The 16741-nt window shown below is 60.0% G+C and carries 11 protein-coding genes, 1 tRNA gene and 1 other RNA gene; 7 read left to right on the top strand and 6 right to left on the bottom strand.

What is annotated here, in order from left to right:
- The first annotated feature begins 198 nt into the window (after positions 1-198).
- From JL05_RS12180 to JL05_RS24445, 4 genes are all read left to right on the top strand, one after another.
- Positions 199-426, top strand: coding sequence for a YejL family protein (locus JL05_RS12180; protein WP_004935782.1), 228 nt, complete (start codon positions 199-201; stop codon positions 424-426).
- Between the two features lie 9 nt (positions 427-435).
- Entirely contained in the window at positions 436-2217 is a 1782-nt protein-coding gene (yejM, locus tag JL05_RS12175) for an LPS biosynthesis-modulating metalloenzyme YejM (protein ID WP_033632549.1), read from the top strand.
- 78 nt (positions 2218-2295) lie between these two features.
- A tRNA-Pro gene (locus JL05_RS12170) sits at positions 2296-2372 on the top strand.
- Between the two features lie 35 nt (positions 2373-2407).
- Positions 2408-2536: non-coding RNA, RtT sRNA (locus JL05_RS24445), on the top strand.
- Positions 2537-2583: 47 nt separating this feature from the next.
- Here JL05_RS24445 and ttrA read toward each other — a convergent pair.
- From ttrA to ttrB, 3 genes are read right to left on the bottom strand one after another with little or no spacing between them, the layout of a single operon-like run.
- Positions 2584-5655: a tetrathionate reductase subunit TtrA gene (ttrA, locus tag JL05_RS12165; RefSeq protein WP_033632548.1), complete on the bottom strand. Its 3072-nt coding sequence runs from the start codon at positions 5653-5655 to the stop codon at positions 2584-2586.
- The gene (ttrC, locus tag JL05_RS12160) at positions 5648-6673 is read right to left on the bottom strand and encodes a tetrathionate reductase subunit TtrC (protein WP_033632547.1); all 1026 of its coding nucleotides are present in this window, start codon (positions 6671-6673) and stop codon (positions 5648-5650) included. Before ttrC ends, ttrA begins: the two co-directional genes overlap by 8 nt.
- Positions 6670-7407, bottom strand: a complete 738-nt coding sequence (gene ttrB / locus JL05_RS12155) for a tetrathionate reductase subunit TtrB (protein WP_033632546.1) — start codon at positions 7405-7407, stop codon at positions 6670-6672. Before ttrB ends, ttrC begins: the two co-directional genes overlap by 4 nt.
- Positions 7408-7636: 229 nt before the next feature.
- Here ttrB and ttrS point away from each other — a divergent pair, with 229 nt between their 5' ends.
- The 3 genes from ttrS (at position 7637) to JL05_RS12140 (ending at position 10263) form a co-directional block, all read left to right on the top strand.
- Positions 7637-9355 (top strand): tetrathionate respiration histidine kinase TtrS, encoded by a 1719-nt coding sequence (gene ttrS / locus JL05_RS12150; protein ID WP_238545864.1) that lies wholly within the window; start codon positions 7637-7639, stop codon positions 9353-9355.
- Positions 9330-9929 (top strand): tetrathionate respiration response regulator TtrR, encoded by a 600-nt coding sequence (gene ttrR / locus JL05_RS12145; protein ID WP_033632544.1) that lies wholly within the window; start codon positions 9330-9332, stop codon positions 9927-9929. The genes ttrS and ttrR overlap by 26 nt, the downstream gene beginning before the upstream one ends.
- A gap of 91 nt (positions 9930-10020) precedes the next feature.
- Positions 10021-10263, top strand: coding sequence for a DinI family protein (locus tag JL05_RS12140; protein WP_004935803.1), 243 nt, complete (start codon positions 10021-10023; stop codon positions 10261-10263).
- A 141-nt stretch (positions 10264-10404) separates the two neighbouring features.
- On the opposite strand, the gene JL05_RS12135 is transcribed toward JL05_RS12140, so the two are convergent.
- From JL05_RS12135 to JL05_RS12125, 3 genes are read right to left on the bottom strand one after another with little or no spacing between them, the layout of a single operon-like run.
- Complete coding sequence (locus tag JL05_RS12135) at positions 10405-11907, bottom strand: phage tail fiber protein (RefSeq protein WP_072010098.1); 1503 nt, start codon at positions 11905-11907, stop codon at positions 10405-10407.
- A complete protein-coding gene (locus tag JL05_RS12130; RefSeq protein WP_033632543.1) occupies positions 11904-13064 on the bottom strand; it encodes a tail fiber domain-containing protein in 1161 nt (386 codons plus the stop codon). The genes JL05_RS12135 and JL05_RS12130 overlap by 4 nt, the downstream gene beginning before the upstream one ends.
- A gap of 50 nt (positions 13065-13114) precedes the next feature.
- On the bottom strand, positions 13115-16702 hold the full coding sequence (locus JL05_RS12125) for a TipJ family phage tail tip protein (protein ID WP_033632541.1): 3588 nt from the start codon (positions 16700-16702) through the stop codon (positions 13115-13117).
- Positions 16703-16741 lie beyond the last annotated feature (39 nt).

Raw genomic sequence — 16741 nt, 5'->3', positions numbered from 1 at the left:
GTTCTTTAGGCGCGTATTCAAACACTGAAGACCCCGCCCTGCAATACTAAAAAGCGGCGGCAAACCGGAAAGGCGCAGCGGGGCCCCGCCCCGGCGCGGGCGAACAATTTCCCGAATGACAGGAAGTGATAAAAGAGCGGAAAATCACTGCCCTATACGGTAAGATAGGGCACTTTGCAGATTACTAAGCGCAATTTTATGCCACAATCATCCCGTTACAGTGACGAACACGTTGAACAACTGCTCTCAGAGCTGGTCAATGTTCTGGAAAAACACCATACCCCCACCGATCTTTCCCTGATGGTGCTGGGCAACATGGTCACTAATTTGATCAACACCAGCGTTGCCCCCGCGCAGCGGAAAACCCTGGCGAGATCGTTCGCGGAAGCCTTGCAGGCTTCTGTCCGTGAAGATAAAGCACATTAATATTGACTTATGGTGACAAACCGTCAGCGTTATCGTGAAAAAGTCTCCCAGATGATCAGCTGGGGGCACTGGTTCGCCTTATTCAACATCCTGCTCGCCCTTGGGCTGGGCAGCCGCTACCTGTTTGTCACCGACTGGCCCGCATCCCTGCTGGGCCGGGTCTATGCCTTTGTCAGCCTGCTGGGGCATTTCAGCTTTATCGTGTTCGCCGGCTATTTGCTGGTGATCTTCCCGCTCACCTTCGTGGTGATGTCGCAGCGGCTGCTGCGATTTATTTCCGCCGCGTTGGCCACCATCGGGCTCACGCTGTTGCTGGTCGACAGCGAAGTGTTCTCCCATTTCCACCTGCACCTCAATCCGGTGGTGTGGGATCTGGTGGTCAACCCGGATCAAAGCGAACTGTCGCGTGACTGGCAGCTGATGTTTATCTGCGTGCCGGTGATCTTCCTGGTGGAGATGCTGTTCGGCACCTGGAGCTGGCAGAAGCTGCGCAGCCTGAACCGCCGCCGCTTCGGCAAGCCGCTGGCGGCGCTGTTTATCAGCGCCTTTTTCGCGTCGCACCTGATTTATATCTGGGCCGACGCCAACTTCTATCGCCCGATCACCATGCAGCGGGCCAACCTGCCGCTCTCGTACCCGATGACCGCGCGCAAGTTCCTCGAGAAACACGGCCTGCTCGACCAGCAAGAGTATGAGCGCCGTCTGGTGCAACAGGGCAACCCGGAAGCGGTGTCGGTGGAGTATCCGCTCAGCGATCTCAGCTACGGCGATAAAGGCAGCGGCTATAACCTGCTGATGATCGTAGTGGACGGCATTCGCGCCAAAGACGTGGCGCAGGACATGCCAACCCTGACCCGCTTCGCCCAGGAAAACGTGCGTTTCAGCGATCACTACAGTTCGGGCAACCATGCCGATACCGGGCTGTTCGGCCTGTTCTACGGCATTTCCCCGACCTATCTGGACAGCGTGCTCGCTGGCCGCAAGCCGTCGGCACTGATCAATGCGCTCGGCGATCGGGGCTACCAGCTGGGGCTGTTCTCCTCCGATGGCTTCAATGCCAGCCTGTACCGCCAGGCGCTGTTGACCGACTTCTCGCTGCCGACGCCGACGCCGCAAAGCGACGCCCAAACTACCCAGCAATGGCAACGTTGGTTGGCAGACCAGGGTAGCAAAGAGCCGTGGTTCTCCTATATCAACTTCAGCGGCGCCGAGCCGACCGAAGGCGACAAAAAACCGGTTCCGGCCGACTTTATTCGGCGCTACCGCACCGGCGCGCAAGATGTGGATGCTCAGATAGCCCGGGTGCTGGACACGCTGAAACAGCGCGGCCTGCTGGATAAAACCGTGGTGGTGATCACCGCCGAGCACGGCGTCGAGTTCAACGACAGTGGCAAAGGCCAATGGGGCGCCGGCACCGCCTTCAACCAGGCGCAGCTGCAGGTGCCGTTGGTGATCCACTGGCCGGGCACCCCGGCGCAGACCATCAGCAAGCTGACCGGCCATAACGACGTCATGCGCACCTTGATGCAACGCCTGCTGCACGTGCAAACCGCGCCGAAAGACTATTCGCAAGGCGAGGATCTGTTCACCGCCCAGCGCCGCAACAACTGGATCGCCACCGGCGATGGCAACCAGCTGGTGATCACCACGCCGACACAAACGCTGATGCTGGACAACAATGGCAACTATCGCGTCTACGATCAGAACGGCGAAGAGATAAAGGACGAGAAACCGCAGCTTGCTCTGCTGTTGCAGGTGTTGACCGATGTAAAACGCTTTATCGCCAACTAACTGCTTAAAACTAAAGCAATCAAGTGGCGAGGCGCTTGCATTAACATCAGGAATCGGTAGTATGATTTTTGATAGCGTCGGCATGTAGCGCAGCCTGGTAGCGCACCGTCATGGGGTGTCGGGGGTCGGAGGTTCGAATCCTCTCATGCCGACCAAATTCAAGAAAACCTGCTGTTACAGCAGGTTTTTTTTCGTCTGCACGTCGGGAGGATGAGAATCTCCGCAGGAGGTTTGAGCCGAACGAAGTGAGACCACGTTGCTTTAGCAACGGCCCGCAGGGCAAGCATCGAAGATGCGCATAATCCTCTCATGCCGACCAAATTTAAGAAAACCTGCTGTTACAGCAGGTTTTTTTTCGTCTGCCGTTTACGCGGAAAGTTTAACGATCGCCGCCGGAATACCCTGACGCACCGCCGCACCGGTCACCCAATCCAGCCAGGTGTTCGGCACTTCGCGCGTCGGATCGGCAAAGCCCAAATCGTTGAGATTGATGCCGGCGGCGATGCGCTCATCCATCGCCAGCGGTTCGCCGTCCAGGTAGTGCTGGCTGGCTCCCATCTCCCGGTGGCCGTAGCCGTGTTCCACCGCGATCACGCCGGGCATCACCCCCGCCAGCAAACTGATCTGCGCCTCGCGGCTGCCGCCCGGCGTGCTGATGCGCACCCAATCACCGTGTTGAATGCCGAAACGCGCTCCGTCCGCCGGGTTCAAGGCCACCAGGTTCACCGGCTTCACGTCGTGCAGGCGCCGGATCACCGCGGTGGAGCTGCTCATCACATTAGATTTAAAGGACATCAGGCGCAGCGGCCACTGCCGTTCTGGGTAGAGCGCTTCCACCGCGCGGCCGTCCGACAAACGCGCCGGGTAGCAGGTGGGGCAGCCGCTGAAACGCTCGCCGGTGATCGCATGCCGGTGCTTCGCCACTTCCGCATTCCAGATCTGCAGCGGTTTCTCCCAGCGGTTGCCCACGCTGCCGTCGCGGCGGCCGCTGTCGTGATCGGCGAAGCGGCCGCCGCGGCTGTAGATAAACGCCACGCGGTCGATCTCATCGGCGCGCAGCGTCTGCGCCAGTTGCGGCAGCAAGCGATCGACACCGCTCAGCGTCAGTTCGTCCGCCCTCGCGGCCGGCACCGGCGCCTTGCCGGAAAACGCCACGTTGGCGGCGGCGCGCAGATAATAATCCTCGGCACGGTTGAGCGGCAGCAGCCCGCCCTGGCCGTCGCCGATAGCGCGATCGCCGAACCCCGGCAGCGCCAGGCGTTTGGCGACGGCAATGCAAAACGCCTCCATGGAAATCGGCTGCCCTTGCGCCGTTTGCGCAGTCGCCGGCGTCACTATCGGCCAGCGCGCGGTGGTGGCCTTACTGGCGACGCCGCCCCAGGGGGCGCTGAATCCCCAACTCTCAAAATTATGGGTGTCCGGGACGATATAGTCGGCCAGCGCCGTCGTTTCGTTGATAAACGCATCGATAGCGATAAACAGCGGCAAACGCGCCGGATCTTTCAGCCGCTCCTCCGCCACGCCGCGCAACCCGGCGATACCGAACAAGGGGTTGGTCATGTTCGAGATCCAGGCTTTCAGCCCGTAGGGGTACCCCGCCAACGCCGAGGTCAGCAGCTCGGTCAACTGCCCGGCGACGAACGGATACCAGGGCGCCCTGGCCGGCCAGGGCGAAACGCCCGCCGCCACTTTTTCGCGGTATTCGTCGGAGGTTTCATAGGCGGCCTTGCTGCGCGCGATATTCAGCCCTTTCGGTTTTACCAGGCCAGGAAACTCGACCAGGTTATAGCGCGGCCCCTCGGCGAAGCCGTTGAATTTACCGCCGCCGACGAACACGCCCCCCGCCAGGCTCAGGTTGCCGATCAGCACGTTAAGCATCATCACCGCCCAGGTATTGTAAAACCCGTTCGCCGCCATCATCCCGCCATGGGCGATCACTGCCGCCTTGCGCCCGTGGGCGGTAAAGGCCTCGGCCAATGCCGCGATGCGTGCCACCGGCACGCCGCATTGCCGGCTGTACGCCTCCGGCGACAGCTTGTCGGCGGCCTCTTTCAAACACTGGAAGCCGCTTTTCACCTCCACCTGCGCGCCATCGTGCAGCGTCACCGTACGGGTTACCCACAGCTCGGCGCTGTCGCACGTCTCGGCCGCCACCAGCTCACCCGCGCCGTTGACCACCAGCGGCGACGCCGACCCGGCGCCGTTCAGATCGGCCTGCGTCAGATGCTGCCCCGCCCGCGGATGCTCGCTCTCGGCGATCACCAGATGCGTGGCGTTGGTCCAGCTCTTCTCGCCGGCGCGTTGCATGGCGGCCTCCGACGGGATGGCGAGATAATCGGCCTGATAACGCCGGTGGTCGAGGATCCAACGGATCATCGCCATCGCCAGCGCCGAGTCGGTACCCGGCAATATCGGGATCCAATGGCCATGATCGTCCGCCAACGTGGTGGTCAGCGGCAGCGCCGGCGCCACTACCGCATAACGGAATTCGCTGCGCAATCTGGCGCTGGCCAATTGCCGGGCCTGGCGCTTGAACGGGTTGCCGGACTGCGCCGGTGAGGTCCCCATAAACAGCGCGAATTCGACCTGTTCCCAGTCCGGTTTCACGTGCGGGTTCTTGTCCAGATCGTTCATCAACGCGCCGGAACCGGCACGGTAGGCCAGCCCGCAGTAAGCGCCGTGCGCGCCGAAGTTTTTGCTGCCGAAACTGTTCTGGGCGAAGCGCCGCAGGAAGCTATCGCGCCCGTCGTCACCGGCATTGGTCACCAATAGCTGGTTGGCTTTCGGCCCCAGCCCCGGCCGTCGGGCATCGATCGGCGTCTCCAGATCGCGGATCGCCCGCAGGCCGTCCACATGCCCCTCGCCGAACAGATTGCCGCCCTCCACCACTTCGGCGATCAACTGCTCAAAGCTGATACGCTGCCACTTGCCCTCGCCGCGTTTGCCGACGCGCTTCATCGGCTCCAGGACGCGCAGCGGGCTGTAAAGCCCCTCCAGCAACGTGGCGCCGCGCGCGCAGGCGGTGGAACGGGCGTCGAGGCCGCTTTCGCCGCCCAACTGCGCCAACGCGTCCTGCAGCGGCAACGCAGAGTCGACGTGCCGTTCCTGAGACAACGGATGATAAGGGTTGCCGGCAATGCGCAATACCCGGTCGGTCTGCCTGTCCACCCGTACCCGCACGCCGCATTGCGTCCAGCAGCCGAAACATTGGGTCATCGAGATGGCCTGTTGCGGATTGCCTTGCCATTCCGGCATTGCCCGCCCTTCTGGCGGCAGGGAGTTGCCGTTGATGCGATCCAGAGTCACCCGCCCTGAGGTACCGTGAATCATGCCGTCGATCGCCCGTTTGGCGACTTCGCGATAGCTCAGGCCGAAAGCGGACAATCCGCCGAAGGCCAGGCCCACTTTCAACCACTGACGCCGGGTGAGTTTAGCCATGTTGTTTTCTCCGCAGTAAAAACGCCTGTGCTTCACGCACCATGATCATTAACGCCAGCCACAAGCCGAAGGTGCCGACGATCGCCAGCAAACCGTCAGTGCCGAGCGGCAGGCTATAAGAGGAGTTAGACGCGCTGTATTTCGGGATGGTTTGTACCTCGATCAACAGCGTCCAGCGCATCAGCCAGCTCAGCCCTAGTGCGCCGGCCACCAGCAGCGGCGCGCCGCCGCGCGGCAAGCGCCGATAGCCGGCCCAGGCGGCGCACGCCAGCGTCAGCCCCCACAGCGCAATCCATCCTGCGGCATACCGGCGCGCCATCGCCTGCGTCTGCAGCCAGTGGCGTACCGCCGCGCCGGATAACGTATCGCCGCATACCCACAGCAGGATCGCCCCGCCGAGCAGCAGTAACGTCAGCAGCATCCCGCGCGCCAGCGGCGCCTGCAGACCGGGCCGTTCGCGCATCGCCAGCAGCAGCAAAGCCAAGAGCGCCTGCAGCGCGCTGAGGAACATCACGATCGGAAACCCGTAGCTGAACCAAATTGGGCGGGCGCGCACGATGGAAACCTCTCGCCCGGTGTACAACAGCAGGCCGATAGCCACCAGCGCGCAGGCGGGCGCTATCCCACGCAACAGCGCAACCGGTCTGCCCGTCAGCCGCGTAAATTCAATCGCGATAAACCACAGGCCGATCAGCAGGGTAAACAGCGGCAAGAACAGCGCGCCCCACGGCATCCACGACCAGGGCGTCGGGTAGGCGTAGAAATGCCAGAAACGGGCGGTTTGATGCAGGTCGGCGGTCAACGCCAGCGGCGCGGTAATGGCGCACGTCAGCCCGATAAACAGCGCCATGCGCTCCAGATGCGCGGCGTTATCTCCACCGCGCCAGCGCCACACGCAGGCCAGCAGCGCGGCGCAGGCGGCGATGCCGATAAAGAAGAAATATTGTACGGCCCACGGCAGCCAGCTCACCGCCTGCGGCTGGCTCAGCACTTCTGCGATCATCAGTTGGCGGCTCATCGTCTTTCTCCCCATAAGGCGACCTGCGCCCGCCCCGGCAGCGGCGTGACGAAGGCATCATCCAGCCCCAGATAGAACACGTGGGGCGCGGTTTGGTTCTCCGGCTTGAGGACTTTTATCTCGGCCTCGTGGCGCCGCAGCAGCTTGCTCAACATGCTGTGCGGATCGCGCATATCGCCGATGATCCGCGCCCCTCCCACGCACGACTCCACGCATGCCGGCAACAATCCCGCCTCCAGCCGGTGCACGCAAAAGGTGCATTTGTCCGCCGTTTGGGTGGTGTGATTGATAAAACGGGCATCGTACGGACAGGCCTGTACGCAATAGGCGCAACCCACGCAGCGTTTGTTGTCGACCACCACGATCCCGTCCTCGCGCTGGAAGGTGGCCTGTACCGGACATACCGGCACGCAGGGCGGGTTGTCGCAGTGATTGCACAGCCTGGGCAACAGCACGTTGGTCGCAGCGGCTTCGCCTTCGAGGCTGACCTGATACTGGTTTACCGTGGTGCGAAACTCCCCGTGCGGCGTCTGGTTTTCAATGGCGCAGCTCACGGTACAAGCCTGGCACCCTACGCAGCGCCGCAGGTCGATCAGCATCGCGTAACGGCGGCTCGCATCCCCCTCGCGCCGCGTCGGTGCTAACGTCAGCCCGGCCTCCGCCACGGAGATCAGCGAAGCCCCCGCCGTCAACACGCCCAGCCGCTGTAAAAACTGCCGTTTACCGAAATCCATGCGCCTCTCCCACGTCCTGGGCATCACCCCGATCACGCTATTGATGCCCGTTAGATGAATAAACAATGTCGATGATTTACAGTGTAAAAATGACATTGGGCTCAGCTCTATTGTGGTTAACCACATACCGGACCTAACGTTGATCTAAAACAAGTGACGGCAGGCAGATTACCCATCAGGAGGGGCCGTGAGGGTCGTGTTATTACTGCTGCTCAGTCTCGGCTGGGGGATGGCAGCACAGGCGGGCGAGTGGTCGGTCGGCGTGCTGGCGATGCGCGGCGATGCGGCGACCGCGCGTGACTGGCAGCCGCTGATCGACAGGCTCAACGGCAGCGTCGGCGGTGAGCGCTTCCGCCTGCAGCCGCTCGATCTGGCGCAGATGCGCGAAGCGGTCAATCGGGGCAGCGTGCAGTTCGTGGTCACTAATCCGGCGCAGTTCGTGCAGTTGAACAGCCACTATCATCTGCGCTGGCTGGCGTCGTTGCGCGCCGCCAACGGCGATCGGGCAACGGGCAACATCATCGGCAGCGTGATTTTGGTGCGGCGCGACAGCGGCATAACGACGCCGCAGGCGCTGATGGGCAAAACGGTGGGCGCCATCGATCCGCAGGCCTTCGGCGGCTATCTGACCGGCTATAAGGCGCTCAGCGATGCCGGTATGCGGCCCGAGCGCGATTTTCACCTGCGCTTTACCGGTTTCCCTGCCGACGCCCTGCTCTATCTGTTGCGCGAGCGCGCCATTCAGGCCGCTATCGTTCCCGTCTGTCTGCTGGAGAAAATGGGTCGGGAAGGCTTGATCAACCCGTCGGATTTTCGCCCGCTGTTGCAACGGCCCACATCGGTTCCCTGCGTCACCAGCACGCCGCTTTATCCCAACTGGTCGTTCGCCGCCCTGCCCGGTCTGGATAACTCACTGGTGGATGCGGTGGCAAGAGCCTTGCTGACCGCACCGCCGCAGTCTCCCTTTCAGTGGGGCGCACCGGCCTCGACCAGCGCGGTGGAAGCGCTGCTGCGCGCCGTCAATCAGCACCCGGAACAGCGGCGCCTGTGGCTGGATATCAAGAGCTGGCTGATCCAGCATCAGACGGCCGTCAGCCTGTCGCTGGCGGTGCTGGCGCTGTTGATCGTCAACCATATCTGGATCGCGCTGCTGGTGCGCCGGCGTGGGCGACAGCTGCTCCATGCCGGAGAACAACTGCGCCGTCAGGAGCAGGCGCTGGAGAACGCCAGGCAGTTGAACGTGCTGGGAGAGATGGCCTCCGGCTTTGCGCATGAGCTCAACCAGCCGCTGGCAGCCATTCGCCACTATGCGCAAGGGTGCCTGATCCAACTGCGCAAAACGGACGCCGGGCACCCGCTGCTGACGCCGCTGGAAAATATTGATCGGCAGGCGCAGCGCGGCGGCGAGACGATTCATAACCTGCGCCAGTGGGTGCAGCCCCCCACCGAGACGGTAGACAAGGCGAGCTGGCGCCCCATCGCGGTGAACGAAACCGCCGAGCGGGTGTGGGCACTGCTGCGCCTGACGCAGCGCTACCCCGACCTGAAACTGTTCAACAACGTGGCGCCTTCGCTGAGGCTAACCCTGCCGCCGGCGCTGCTGGAACAGCTGCTGGCGAACCTGCTGCTGAATGCGGCGCAGGCCGGCGCCAACGCCGTCTGGCTTTCCGCCGACGAGCACGAACGGGCGCTCGATGTACATTTGCAGGACAACGCGGGCGGGATGAGCGCGGCCGGGCTGGAGCAGGCTTTCCGCCCCTTCAACACCACCAAGGCCGGCGGCATGGGGCTGGGGTTGGCCATTTGCCGCCGCCTGGCCCGCTATGGCGGCGGCGAGATCCAACTGGCTAACGGCCCCGCCCCCGACAGCCGCAATGGGCTATGCGTCACCCTGCATTTCATATTTAACGATGAGGAAAACCATGTCGCTAATTCATCTGGTGGATGATGACGTCGCCGTTACCGACGCCTGCCGTTTTTTGCTGACCAGCCTCGGCCACGACGTGCAATGCTGGAATGACAGCACCGACTTTTTGGCGCAGGCCGATCTGTTTCAGACCGGGATCGTCTTGCTGGACATGCGGATGCCGAAACTCGATGGGCACCAGGCCTACGCTGAGCTGCGCCGCCTCGGCAGCACGCTGGCGGTGGTGTTCCTGTCCGGCCATGGCGACGTGCCGATGGCGGTGGAGCAGATGAAGTACGGCGCGGTGGACTTCCTGCAAAAACCGATCGCCGCTGAACCGCTGATCGCCGCCCTCGAACGGGCGCGGCAGGTCTCGGCCAAAGCCTGGCGACGCCATGAAACTTGCGGCCGCTACCGCACGCTCACGCCGAAAGAACGCGACATCGCGCAGCTGGTGGTACGAGGCATGATGAACAGGGAAATGGCGGAGCGGTTGAATATCGCCCTGCGCACCGTAGAGGTTCACCGGGCGAAAGTGATGGAGAAAATGCAAGCCGCCAGCCTGGCGGAATTAGTGATTCAGTTGCAGGGGTTACCGCACGCCGCGCACGAATGAACGCATCATGCAAAATTCCGCGCCCCCTCTTGCCAACCGGCCTTCCTCAGGCCAGAATACTGTACATTAAATCAGTATTTACAGGTGAGTCATGTTTGTAGAATTGGTGTACGACAAACGCAACGTCGCTGGGCTGCCCAACGCCGCCGAGATTATTCGCAACGAGCTGGAAAAACGCGTGCATGCGCTGTTCCCGGAAGCTGACGTGCGCGTGAAACCGATGCAGGCCAACGGCCTGAACTCCGACGCCAGCAAAAGCGATCGTGAGAAGCTGAACCGAATGTTGGAAGAGATGTTCGAAGAAGCGGATCAGTGGCTGGTCACTGATATTTGACGAGCAGTAACCCCCAGCGGGAACCTTGCCAGGCGGAACGGGCCGCGTGTTTGCCCGAGCCTCTCGGTGATAATGCCGGCGCCGATGCATTAGACGGCCAATAACCTACTGCACCGGCATTTTACCTGGCATCCACTTTATTTATGAAACCGCGTTGGTTTCCGATGACGTGTCATCGTTTGATACCAGCGCCTCCGGCGGCAGCACTTCCACCCTTTCGCGCGCCGGCATGGCGAGGCGCAGATCGATCCAGCGCCCTTCAGGGATATCCATCGCTTCGCCGGCCACGACCGTTGCGGTATCGATGTCAAAACGGCGTTTGCTGATTTTCACCGTGATGCCACCGTCGCTATCGGTAGCGGTTTCCACAAAGCACAGGCGGTTACCATTGACATCCTGCGGCACCTCAATGGTCCAGCCCTCCTTTGCCAACCCCAGTGAGCCATTCAACTGATAAACGCCGACGGAGATTCGCTCTGCGCTCACCCCGTCCGCCTCACCATTAACCGCCGCGCAACCGGCCAGCGCAAAGCCGCCTTCCAGATAGTCAGCCTGCATATGCTCAGGCGCAGCGGACAATCTGGCGATCGGCGAGGCTTTCTTGATAAAACCGTTGCCGTCAACCGTGGTGTTGGCTTCCGACCACATCCAAACCCAGGGGGTAAACGCGGTGCCATTCCAGCTGCGCACGGCAATTTTCCCCGTTTGCGCAGCACTCACGCCATAGCCGTAACAGGTTTGCACCGTTCGATAGCTGTCGTCGGTTCCCGCTTGCGTCACTGCCCATGAGCGCGTATCGAGGAAATAAGTCCCGGTATCTTTGAATGGATTACCGATCGGATCGGTAGCCGCATACCCCCGGCGGCTTTGCATTTGCGCATTGAAGTTTCCTTTGGAAGCTGCTGACACGCCTTTTGTTAATCCCCAATATTTCAAGTCTGAAATGTCGGCCACCCCTGGGAGATCTGTCGTGCTGAATAATCGAGACCAAGAAATGGTTGAAGCGGCTGCGGGGGTTGAACTACCGACCCAAGCTTTCCGTTCAACCGATGTTGCAAAATACGCACTCGACGGCCCACCATCAACGGGTAAAACCAATACGCCGCCAGTTGCCCCGCCAGGCCTGTTGGCGGTCGCGATGGTATAGCGACGAATACTTGACTGATTATTCGAAGAAAAAATATCAGCTGTATGAACAGGACCAGAAGCAAAACCAGCGGCGGTAACGACTTTGCTATTTTCGGCTGCATTCTGCTCACTGACTTTTGCCGCCGCTGCTGATGCTGCTGATTTGTCGGCAGACAAAGCCGCCTCGGCACGCAAGCGATCGACGGTTTGCACAATCTCCGGCGTGATATCGCTTTCCCCTGGCCGGCCTAGGAAATCATTGAGCGTGCCAGGCAAGGAATCGTTATAAACTTCGATAGCCCCCACTCGCTCCGGCTGCGCACCATACACAGAGATAATGACCTCGTAAGCGCCCGCCTCCACGGGTAGGGAATATTTACCGCTATCATCCGTCACTGATTGTGATTTAGCCAAGCTCAATACCGTTGACGAGGTCCTGACTGCGCGCAGGGTAATGGTTACGCCGGAACGAGGATCGCCGTAAGGGCCTTTTAATACGCCGCTGATTAATGTCATTGCACTTTCTCCATGAGTTCTTTGATTAATTCATCCTGGCGATCGATTCTATCCAGAGCCTGATTCAATGCGGCCAGGGCCACATATCCCAGCGTTGAATAATCGACGGATTTTACCCGAGTAACAGTTTCGCCGTTTTGCAATTCTAAAGAACCACCTTCAGCAACAACCTGGGGAAGTTTCTTTTCAATTTCTTGTGCGATACCACCGATAAATGGCTTGCCATCACGCTTGCCGGTGTAGAGTTTTAAACCGCGAATGAGTGTTATAGGGTCTTCAATTTCTTTTACTTCCGTTTTAATTCTAAGGTCTGAGCCGGTCACCCAATTTCCGGTTAAATTATTAAAGTCTCCATTATTCTGTAGACGCACCTCATGCCAGACATTGGCGTAATCCTTAAATGAAATCGCACCATAATCAGTTACGCCAATTTCGCGACGACAAAACATTTGCATGGCAGTGACAACGCCACCTGCTGTTGTCATGACCGATAGTAATGTCGGGCCATCTACAGTTCCGGTAGATCTGGTAAACGTCTTTTCAGCACGAACATTAGACGACCCCGTATCACCAGAGTTTAAATGAATGCCATTTCGCCCCATCATGGTATCATCAAATGTCGTTGACTTACGGAAACGTGAATATCCCCCCACGTCAAGGTTTGCCGTTTGCCCTGTCACCAAAGAACCCTGTAAAGACAGTGAACCTTTAATTTCCTGGGCAGCGCTAATCGTCTTGTCTAACTTATTATTGAGTGAAGCTGTAATATTATTCCAAGCCGGACCGCCATAGGTGCTGCCATCCGGCAACTTAACGGTAATATTTCCGGTATTGCTGAAGACCTGCTGCCAGTTCTCTTTATCGAGGTTCAGCCCACGCAGGGCTTTGGCCGTCTCGGCAGCCAACTGGGCGGTGATGGCGTTCATCGCGTCGCGCGGAACGGCATACCATGCTGCGCCCGCCTGCGTTGGGCCATCATAGGCTTTAATCAGCGTGGCCTGTGTGGCGTTGTCAACGGCTTTCACCGGCAGCGTATAGGTGACGCCGCCGACCACGCTCACGATGAAATCACCGGATTTTAATTCGGTATTAAAGGCCGTTCCGGTACCTTTTACTATTATGGAATTACTCGTTAGGGTGAGAGTGCCTACTGGCATAAGTATCCTCCTAAATTAGCCTGATAAAAACCTCGTTACGGAGGTGATGATTACTCCAGCGCAAAGGCCGTATATTGTGGCGTGGCAAAGATATTCACAATAAAAGTCGTTGAGTGCGATTGTCCTTGGTCAAGCTCTCCTGAGGCAAGCTGCCAAAAGGCAGTCGAAGACTTCCCAATTAATGCATCGACATAAACGATGGATACCGAAGGTTGTCCGCTACCTGAACTGGAACTAACGGGAACCTCTGGCATATAGCCTCCACCGGTTGCATTTTGCCTAACCCCGCCATAACCGTGAGGATAGCCGCGTCCGCTTCTTCTAATTTGAATCTGTCCAAAAACACGAACGGGAATAACATTATTACCGCCAAAACGTAATAACCGACTCGCATTAGTATGATAACCCGTCCAGCTTAACATCGAGCCATCCATGATCGCGCCCTCGATATTCGCAGCGGAAAGTTTCCCCTCAATGGAACAGTTTTCAAGAATTCGACAATTGCCAATCACACCATTTTTAAACTCACCGGTGTCGGCATATATTGCTCCACGGGCGCTAATGTTATTGAATTGTGCCCCACCGTCTTTATTTATCGCCCAGCCACGCTGCCCACTTACCCAATTAGAAGACTGGATATGCTGTGCGATCTTTGCGCTATCGATAGTGCCATTGCGAATAAACGCGTCGCTAATAAACACCTGCCCATCCACCACGGCAAACGGCGAATACTGATTACTGTTGTTGCCGCTCATCAGCACGAACTGGTTGGCGTTAAAGCCGACGCGGGTGGTGACCGGCCTGCCGTTTTCCGCCAATACCGCGATCGACATGCCGGCGTTATAGAAGGTGCCGTTCACCCGCACGCCCGCTTTCAGCGTATGGATGGCCGTGGCGCCGTCGGCGTCTACCGTCGCCGTCAGTTTGTCTTCCAGCACCGCCGCGACGTCGTCAATCTGCGCCTGCACCTGGGTTTTCATCTCGGCCAGCCCGCGATCGACCTCCGCGATGGTGGTTTTCACCACCATGATATCGGCGCGCACCGTGCCGTACTGCGCCCACTGGTGATCCACCGTCGCCTTGTTGGCCAGCGCATTCTGCAAGATGGCGTCGATGTTGGTGTCGATATCGCCCACCAGCCGCTCGCCGTCTTTCGCGGTCAGAAGATCGTCGCCGATGTTCTCGAGATAATCACCGGCGTCCGCGTTCGCCTGCCCGGCGCTCCAGCCAGTCCAGTCGCCCTGATTGCCCGTGCGGTCTTGCAGGCGCGCGCGGAACCAGAAGCCCTGGCCCGCCTTCAGCCCGATCATGGCGTGGGTGTGCAGCGGATACGGGATATCGGCCAGCAGCATCGCATTATTCCCGGCGGCGTTGTCCGCATACTGAATTTCGGTCTTGAGCGTATCTTCAGCGCCGATGGGGAACGCCCAGTCGAGCTGGATGCCCCACAGCAAAGGCGATGCCTTGAAGTCGACCGGCATCGGCGGTTTACCCTCTTTGCCCTTGAGGTAGGTTTCCATCGAGGTCGCCCAGACAGATGACACATTGCTGGCGTTGATGGCCCGCACCCGCACCCGATAACGACCGGCGTAAATCCCCGGCACTTCAAAGCCGAGCGCCGAGGTGCGCGGCACCGACACCCAGTTGCCGTTATCTTTGCGCCATTCCGCCTCATAGGCGATGGCATTTTCAACCGCGCCCCAGGCGGCGCGCAGGGTGGTAATGGCGATACCCTGGCTCACCGAGGAGTAGCTGTCGATGGTGATGTTTTTCGGCGGCGCCTGCACGCCGGGCGGAATGATGGAGATCGGACGATCGTCGATACGCGCGCCGGTATCGATGCGGGCGTACTTGTTCGGATCGTGTTCCGCGGCGTTGACGGTATAGGTGTTATCGCCGTTGTCGGCGATGCCCACCACGCGGTAAAGCTGCACCGCCAGATCGTCCGCATCGATGGACCATGCCGCTTCCGGCGCCGGCGTCTCGCTGTAGGCGGTGGTGACGGTCACTACGCGATCATTCACCGCCTGCACGGTGCGCGCCTGCGCTTTACCTGAAGGCAGGTTAACGATCAGGCGATCTCCGGCTTTGGCGCCCGGCGTCCTGTCCAGCGTCAGTTTACGTCCGTCCACGCCGCTGAGGCGCCCGCCAATCACTCGTCCGGCCAGCATCTGGTCCGCCACGCCGACGATATGCCCCGGCATGGGGATCATGCCGTCCAGCCCCACGGAGAAGCTGACCGTACGATCCTTGCTGTTAGTCAACAGCGCCCAGCGGCCGCGGCGGTTCGCTTCACTCGGCGTGGTGCAGCCGATAGCCGTCAGCTCGGTCTGGTTCACGTCGTAGCGGCGCACCAGATCGCTGTCGAATACCGCCTCTATCGCATCGGCGTAATGGTTGCCCGGATCGGACCAGCTGACCATCGCCGTACTGTAGCGGGTGCGTTCGCTGGCGGACGAGTAGGTAAACTTGCCGTCGATCACGTTGGCGCGGGTGTAGGTGAAGTCCATATCGCGCGGCATGTCCGCCAAGGCGACCATTTGGTTTTGCCCCCAATAGGTCATGCCGCGGAAGATGCCGGCCAAATCGCTCAGCACCGTCCAGGCCTCTTCCCGTGACTGCAGATAAACGTTGCAGGTGAAGCGCGGCTCCATGCCCTCGCCGCCGCGCCCGTCCGGCACCGGCTGATCGCAATACTGCGCGATGCGGTACAGTTCGGACTCGGAGACCTGGGAGGCGTCGATGCGATCGCCCAGGCCAAAGCGCTCGGCCAAAATAATGTCGTAAAACACCCACGCCGGGTTATCGCTGTAGGCCCACTTAAAGCCGCCGCTCCAGATGCCGGTATAGCTGCGCGTTTGCGGATCGTAATTGTCCGGCACGCGGATCAGGCGGCCGCACGGTTTACAGGTGATCTTCGGGATGTTGGGGAACTGCTTTGAATCAAACTCAACGTAAAGCAGCGCAGTGTTCGGGTAGCGCAGCTTGGCGTCGATGATTTCGGTCAGCGCCACGATGTTCATCCGGTCGGCGATCCGGGCGCTGTTGGCGTTAGGCGTCAACCGGCGCACGCGCAGCTGCCATCCCGTGGTGGCCTTCGGCAAATTGATGCGGTGCGAGCGTTCATACAGCGAGGTGGTTTTATCGTCGATCGCCGCCGTTAACACCTCCTGGTAACTGCCGCCGTCGGTCGCCACGTCGATGGCGTACTCGATGCGATAGCCGTTGACGTCGCCGTTGTCCGCCTGCTTTTGCAGCATGGGCCAACCCAGGCGCAGGCGGACGGCGGAAAGTTGCAGGTTAGAGACGGAGCGCACCCACGGCGTGCCGCTTTTCAGTTCGCTGCCGACTGAGATCTCATTTTCAACGGCGGGAATGCCCTGGATATATTCCTGCGCCTGCGAGCCAGGGCGGAATTCCCAGCGGAAACCGGGAAAGTTTTCCGTTCCATCGCTGCTCAGCACCGGCGTACCGTCAACAAAAATGTTTGTGCCATCCAGCCCGCCGGCAAATTCTCCTTCGCCTAATGCGAACAGCATCTTCGCTCTGGCGATCGACTGAATGCTGTCCGGCGATTCTACCGGCGTGTGGCCGCCACCGCCGCCGCCTTTTCGCCCACGGATCATGTTCTGTGCCATATTTCGCCCATAAAAAAAGCCGCTATTGCGGCTGTCTGT

It is taken from the genome of Serratia nematodiphila DZ0503SBS1 (assembly GCF_000738675.1).
Taxonomy (GTDB): domain Bacteria; phylum Pseudomonadota; class Gammaproteobacteria; order Enterobacterales; family Enterobacteriaceae; genus Serratia; species Serratia nematodiphila.
This window is presented reverse-complemented; position numbering and strand designations above follow the sequence as displayed.

Coding starts and splice junctions, on each gene's coding strand:
- JL05_RS12180 (WP_004935782.1), top strand. CDS start 199: ATGCCACAATCATCCCGTTACAGTGACGAACACGTTGAACAACTGCTC.
- yejM (WP_033632549.1), top strand. CDS start 436: ATGGTGACAAACCGTCAGCGTTATCGTGAAAAAGTCTCCCAGATGATC.
- ttrA (WP_033632548.1), bottom strand. CDS start 5,655: ATGGCTAAACTCACCCGGCGTCAGTGGTTGAAAGTGGGCCTGGCCTTC.
- ttrC (WP_033632547.1), bottom strand. CDS start 6,673: ATGAGCCGCCAACTGATGATCGCAGAAGTGCTGAGCCAGCCGCAGGCG.
- ttrB (WP_033632546.1), bottom strand. CDS start 7,407: ATGGATTTCGGTAAACGGCAGTTTTTACAGCGGCTGGGCGTGTTGACG.
- ttrS (WP_238545864.1), top strand. CDS start 7,637: ATGGCAGCACAGGCGGGCGAGTGGTCGGTCGGCGTGCTGGCGATGCGC.
- ttrR (WP_033632544.1), top strand. CDS start 9,330: ATGTCGCTAATTCATCTGGTGGATGATGACGTCGCCGTTACCGACGCC.
- JL05_RS12140 (WP_004935803.1), top strand. CDS start 10,021: ATGTTTGTAGAATTGGTGTACGACAAACGCAACGTCGCTGGGCTGCCC.
- JL05_RS12135 (WP_072010098.1), bottom strand. CDS start 11,907: ATGACATTAATCAGCGGCGTATTAAAAGGCCCTTACGGCGATCCTCGT.
- JL05_RS12130 (WP_033632543.1), bottom strand. CDS start 13,064: ATGCCAGTAGGCACTCTCACCCTAACGAGTAATTCCATAATAGTAAAA.
- JL05_RS12125 (WP_033632541.1), bottom strand. CDS start 16,702: ATGGCACAGAACATGATCCGTGGGCGAAAAGGCGGCGGCGGTGGCGGC.